Below are 5,658 nucleotides of genomic sequence, written 5' to 3' on the forward strand. Positions count from 1 at the left end.
GGACGACTGGCCTTGCTGAAGGACGGCAAGCTGGCGGGGTGGCTGTCCCAGGACGAGGCGCTCGGCGTCTCCTTCCTGAGGAACAAGGTCAACCAGACCGTCATCTCCTTCCCCTGCAAGGCTTCCGACCCCAAGCTCGCTTCCTCCGTGCAGATCAAAGGCTCCAAGACCCGCATCGTTCCGGTCAAGAAGGGGGATTCGTTCCGCTTCCGGGCGGACATCAAGGCGCAGGGCGCCCTGCTGGAGACCAACTGCGGGGTCGACCTGGAGAAGCCCGAGATCATTCGGCAGATGGAGAGCCAGGTCCGGGCTCAAGCGATCGAACTCATCCGGAGGGGGTTCCAGGCGACCCAGAAGCTGCAGACCGACGTGGTCGGCTTCGCCGACGCGATTCATCGCCGCGACCCGCGGGCTTGGCATCGGCTGGAGAAGAATTGGCCGGCGGAGTACGCCCGGGTCGGACTGGATATCCGCTTCGACTTCACGATCAAGCGAATGGGACTGAGCAATAAATCGTTCAAGAAAGTGTTCGAGCAGAGGGAGGACTGAGGGGCGTGCTGTGGGGATTGTTGTTGGCCGGCTATGCCGGCGCGGCCTATTGGGGGAGCCGCAGGATGAGCGCGTCCGGGCAAAAGGGCGGAGCGGTTCTGTTCGCGCTGACGATCGCCTACTGCGCGTATCTGAACTTGGCCGCGCTGAAGGCTTGGCCGGCGTTCACCCCCACGTTCCTCTACCGAATGATCTTCCGGCCGCTCGCGAGCTGGATCGGTCCGATGCTCGGCCACGGGTAACCGGCGAACAAGTAGCTGGCGAACGGGTAGACGGCGAACGGGGGGCGATGCCGGAACGGCGCGTCACTTCAACGCGACGAAATGAACGAGCTGAGGGGAGGCCGTCACCTTGATGATGCCGCGCGCCTTGTCGTATTCCAGCTTGCCGGAGCCGGCTTCCGCATGGGAGGAGGAGCCCAGCACGTAGAACAGGTCGTCGGCCAGCGTGCGGATGCAGACGTCCCGCTCCGCCTTGTCCAGCTCCTCCCATTCGCCGGACGTCATCTCGAACGTCTCGTAGAAGTCCGGGATGTCCTCGAGCGCTTGGGACAATTCGTCCAATATCTCGTCATAGGGCCTGGCGTATCGAATAGCCACGCGAACACTTCCTCTCGGATGAACCTTCCCGCCCGGGTTGGCGCGAGAAGGCGGTCTATTTCCATCATTATACCTTATTAGCCGGATTTTAAGACGTGCCGGCGGCCAAGTCAAATCCTTCCCCCTGCTTTTTAATGCCACCCAAATCCGCTATAATAGGTAAGCTATTATTATACTAGATCCGAACGGTCCGGTCCTCAGGAGATGATTGCGGTGGCGATTAGACAACGATTGCGGAACTTCGCGTCCAAACCGTTCGTCTTTTTTTCTGTACTGATGGTTCTCAAAATCTATCTGGCCCGGTTCGTCGTCTTCGACGGCGGGCATGTATGGATGCCGCTGGCTACCGGTATTCCGTCCGTGTGGCTGGTCTTCTGCCTGGTCGAGCTGCTGCTGCCGAAGCGCAAGCTCGGGGCCTACCTGGTCGTGAATCTGATCCTGACGAGCGTCTACTTCGCCGTCATTATGTATTATAAGTACTTCGGGGTTATCGTCACTTACCATGCGCTTCAGCAGGCGAACCAGGTCACGGAGGTCAAGGGCAGCGTGTTCGCGCTGCTGCATCCTTACTTCCTGCTTATCTATATCGACGTCGTGCTGTTCTATCTCGCGTTGATCTTCAGCAAGAAGGCCAGGGCCTGGGGCCGAAGCCTCGCCGTCCGCGAACGTTCGCGTCCCGTGGGCGCCCTGGCCGTCGTCTCCCTGCTCGCTTGCGTGTTCAGCGTCTGGCCGAACAAGGACAGCATGAACGAGATCCTTCAGGCCCGCAATATGGGCATTCTGAACTACGAGGTGTACGCCGCCTTCGCTTCCTCGAAGGACGAACCGATCGACGCGTCGGCGATCACCCCGGCGGAGATCGCCAAGCGGAAGGGCATCGAAGCGGCTCCGGCCTCGCCCGCTTATTGGGGAGCGGCCAAGGGCAAGAACGTTCTCGTCATTCAGCTCGAAGCCTTCCAGAACTTCCTGCTCGGCCTGAAGCTGGACGGAACGGAGATCACGCCCAACCTGAACAAGCTGATGCAGGGAAGCCTCTACTTCCCGCGCTTCTTCCAGCAGGTCGGGCAGGGGAACACGGCGGACGCCGAATTCGTCGTCAACACCTCGTTCTACGTGCCGCCGCACGGCGCCGCTTCTCAGGAATACGCGGACAAGGAGCTGCCGAGCATGCCGAGGACGTTCGCGGAGCACGGCTACGAGACGGCGACTTTCCACACGAACAGCATCGAGTTCTGGAACCGCAAGGAGCTGTATAAGGCGCTCGGGTGGAAGTCCGCGTTCGACAAGTCGTACTTCGGAGACGAGGATACGGTCATGTTCGCGGCGTCCGACGAGGTGCTCTACCGCAAGACGGCCGAGGAGCTCGAGAAGATCCAGGCGACCGGCAAGCCGTTCTACTCGCAAGTCATCTCCATGTCGGCGCACCATCCGTTCAATCTGCCGGAACGGAAGCATAAGATGAAGTTGCCGGAACGCTTCGAGGGCACCCTCGTCGGCGATTACATTCGGGCGCAGAACTACGCGGACTGGGCGCTCGGTCAATTCATCGACGAACTGAAGAAGGACGGCGTCTGGGACAACACTCTCGTCGTCGTGTACGGCGACCACCAAGGGCTGCCGATCTATTCCTTGACGGGCAACGAGAAGAGCCTCATGAAGAAGGACGTCTACCATCGGGAATACGGGGTCCAGGACATGATGAACATCCCGCTGATGATCAAGCTCCCGGGAGCGTCGCCCGAGGCGCGGCAGGTGCTTCAGGTAGGCGGGCAGTCGGATATCTTCCCGACCGTCGCCAACCTTGCGGGCATCTCGCTCGCGAACCACGTCCACTTCGGCCAGGACCTGCTCAATACGTCTCGCAACGTGCTGCCCGAGCGCTATTACCTGCCGACCGGCTCCTTCATCAACGACACCGACGTGTTCGTCCCGGGCAAGGGCTTCGAGGACGGCACCCTTCACAAGATCGGCGGAGGGGATTCGGACAAGAAGAACGTCACCAAGGAGCAGTACGAGACGGCTCTGGATCTGCTCAGCATGTCGGACGCCTACGTGCGCTCGCTGCCGGAGCGCAAGTAATCTATTTTTCATAGAGATAGAGACGATATAGGGGGCTAGGAAAAAATGCCTGCATGGCTTACGCGTTACCGAAAGTTCGCTCCGTTGCTGTTCATGCTGATCTTCCCGGTGCTCGGGGCGATTTACGCCTGGGTCAACAAACCGGTCGGAACGGTTCGCCTGTTGACGACGCCTTGGGACGACGCGATTCCGTTCGTCAAGGCTTTCGCGCTGCCGTATTCGATCTGGATCGTCTACATTTACGTCTGCATCGTTTATTTTTTCCGCAAGGATATTCGCGTCTATTATCATTCCCTAGCGACGTATACGCTATGCGCGTTGACGTGCTACTGGATCTACTCGGTGTTCCAGACGACCGTGCCGCGCCCCGAGCTGATCGGCGACGACGTCTTCACCCGTCTCGTGGCGTACATCTACCGCCGGGACCAGCCGTTCAACTGCTTCCCGAGCATTCACGTCTTCTCGAGCTACATGGTGTTCCGCCTGCTGCTAAGCAGCGGCTTCCGGAACAAGCTGAACGTGACGCTGATCGGCGGCATGTCGGCGCTGATCATCCTGTCGACGCTGTTCATCAAGCAGCATGCGATCGCGGACGCCGTCGCCGGGATTCTGCTCGTCGAAGTCGTCTTCTCCGTTATTCTGCTGGCCGAGCGGTATCTGGTCAGAAGCCGGAGCGAGCGGCAGAGAAGCAGCACTTACGAAGCTTGAGGATGCATCGGCCGAGCCGGGCCGCGGAATAGGGATCGGAAGAAAAGAAAGGGGTTGTCCCCAAAGGCTCGTTGGCCTTCGGAGACAACCCCTTCTTCGTTCGCGCAGCGGGCCCGGTGCCCGGTCAGATCCCGGCGTACAGCCTGCGGAAGTGCCGCTTGACGTCTTCCTTGGAGCAGCCTTTGTCGTTGCGCAGGTGCAGGTAGCCGACCGGGTTCATGGAGCAGAGGATGACGTGGGCCGTGAAGGCCGGGTCGGAGGCGTTCGGCCCGGAATCTCCGATCTCTTGAAGAAGTCCGGTTAAAGTATTCATGAGATAAGTATATATAGGCGAACGGAAGAAAGCGGAGCTCCCGCCCTCGCACATATAGACGTTGTGAAGGGGGATCAGCAGCTGCGCCTTATCGTCGATGAAGTCGATCATCAGATCCAGCACGCCGCCCAGCCGCTCCCGGGGAGGCAAGGAGTTCGCGTTCAGCTGCAGGAACGAATCGATCGTGTTCATCACGATCCGGTTGTTGTCCTCCATCAGGTCCGAGCAGAGGTCGCCCTTGTGCGCGTACCGCCTGTACAGGGTGCCTTGTCCGATTCCGGCGGTCTTCGCGATCTGGTGCATGCTGACTTCATTGACTCCGTGCTCGGCGAACAGGGATTGAGCGGTTTGCAGAATGAGCCGGCGGTTCTCGGCGGCGTCGCTGCGTTCCCGGCGTATCGGCATGGTCCTCATCTCCGGTTTACCAAATTTAACATAAACCCGTATTGACATCCGGACAATTGTCCGCTAACATCGAAGTTAAGCGGACAATTGTCCGGATTAAACAGGCGTACTTACTGAGACAGTCCGTAACCCTATTGTACCGCGACCGGAATAGCCGGTCAACGGAAGACGGGGTCTAGAGAGACTCGCAGGCGGTGTGCCTATCCAAGGAGAGTGGAGAGAAGGCATGTCATTGCAATCGGCCGGCCGCAGTCCGGCATCGTCGGCTTCCATCGGGGCCATTCTGGCGCCCCTGGTCGCCATTATCGTAGGTTTGTTCATGGTTATCTTGGACGGGACGGCGGTCAACGTCGCCATCCCGAAGCTGCAGGCGGACTTCGGCAGCTCCTTGTCGCTCGTGCAATGGACGGTTACCGGNNCGCCGCCGGATAAGGTCGGAGCGGTCATGGGCATGATGGGCATTCCGATTCTGCTGGCGCCGGCCCTCGGCCCGGTACTGGCCGGGTGGCTGGTCGATTACGTCAGCTGGAACTGGATCTTTCTGATCAATCTGCCGATCGGCGTCATCGCCGTGTTCCTCGGCATCCGCACCTTGCCGAACATCGAGCGGCAATCGGTCGCGGCGCTGGACCTGCTCGGCATTATTCTGGCTCCGCTCGCGTTCGCGGCTCTGTCGTACGGCGTGACGGAAGGGGCCACCAGCTGGACCTCGACGAAGACGCTCGTCGGCATCATCGTCGGCGCGGCCGCCCTGATTCTGTTCGTAATCGTCGAGCTTACCCGCAAGAATCCGCTGCTGGAGCTTCGGGTATTCCGCTCGAGCAACTTCACCCGGGGCATTCTCGTGCAGTGGGTATCGCAGTTCGCCTTGTTCGGCACGTTCTTCCTGGTGCCGCTGTTCCTGCAGCAGGCCCACGGCTACTCGGCGTTCAAGACGGGCCTCATCATGCTGCCGCAAGCGATCGCGTCCGGCGTGTTCATGCCGATCGGCGGCAAGCTGTCCGA

The 5,658-nt window shown here is 60.1% G+C and carries 7 protein-coding genes; 5 read left to right on the forward strand and 2 right to left on the reverse strand.

Going from position 1 to position 5,658, the window contains the following annotated elements; genetic code table 11:
* On the forward strand, positions 1 to 549 hold a 549-nt coding region (locus tag H7B90_RS04420), incomplete at its 5' end, for a Ger(x)C family spore germination C-terminal domain-containing protein (RefSeq protein WP_185134675.1).
* 5 nt (positions 550 to 554) lie between these two features.
* Positions 555 to 791, forward strand: a complete 237-nt coding sequence (locus tag H7B90_RS04425) for a hypothetical protein (protein WP_185134676.1) — start codon at positions 555 to 557, stop codon at positions 789 to 791.
* 63 nt (positions 792 to 854) lie between these two features.
* Here H7B90_RS04425 and H7B90_RS04430 read toward each other — a convergent pair whose 3' ends face one another.
* A complete protein-coding gene (locus tag H7B90_RS04430; RefSeq protein WP_185134677.1) occupies positions 855 to 1,148 on the reverse strand; it encodes a hypothetical protein in 294 nt (97 codons plus the stop codon).
* A gap of 204 nt (positions 1,149 to 1,352) precedes the next feature.
* On the opposite strand from H7B90_RS04430, the gene H7B90_RS04435 reads away from it, so the two are divergent.
* Both H7B90_RS04435 and H7B90_RS04440 read left to right on the forward strand, forming a co-directional pair.
* Positions 1,353 to 3,227 (forward strand): LTA synthase family protein, encoded by a 1,875-nt coding sequence (locus H7B90_RS04435; protein ID WP_185134678.1) that lies wholly within the window; start codon positions 1,353 to 1,355, stop codon positions 3,225 to 3,227.
* 45 nt (positions 3,228 to 3,272) lie between these two features.
* Positions 3,273 to 3,935 carry a phosphatase PAP2 family protein gene (locus H7B90_RS04440; protein WP_185134679.1) on the forward strand — a complete coding sequence of 221 codons (663 nt, stop codon included), beginning with the start codon at positions 3,273 to 3,275 and terminating at the stop codon, positions 3,933 to 3,935.
* Positions 3,936 to 4,059: 124 nt separating this feature from the next.
* On the opposite strand, the gene H7B90_RS04445 is transcribed toward H7B90_RS04440, so the two are convergent.
* Positions 4,060 to 4,653 carry a TetR/AcrR family transcriptional regulator gene (locus H7B90_RS04445; RefSeq protein WP_185134680.1) on the reverse strand — a complete coding sequence of 198 codons (594 nt, stop codon included), beginning with the start codon at positions 4,651 to 4,653 and terminating at the stop codon, positions 4,060 to 4,062.
* A gap of 226 nt (positions 4,654 to 4,879) precedes the next feature.
* On the opposite strand from H7B90_RS04445, the gene H7B90_RS04450 reads away from it, so the two are divergent.
* Positions 4,880 to 5,658, forward strand: a 779-nt coding sequence (locus H7B90_RS04450; protein WP_185134681.1) for an MFS transporter, incomplete at its 3' end; no start/stop codon positions are given.

It is taken from the genome of Cohnella xylanilytica (genome assembly GCF_014212175.1).
GTDB classification, from domain to species: Bacteria; Bacillota; Bacilli; order Paenibacillales; family Paenibacillaceae; genus Cohnella; species Cohnella xylanilytica.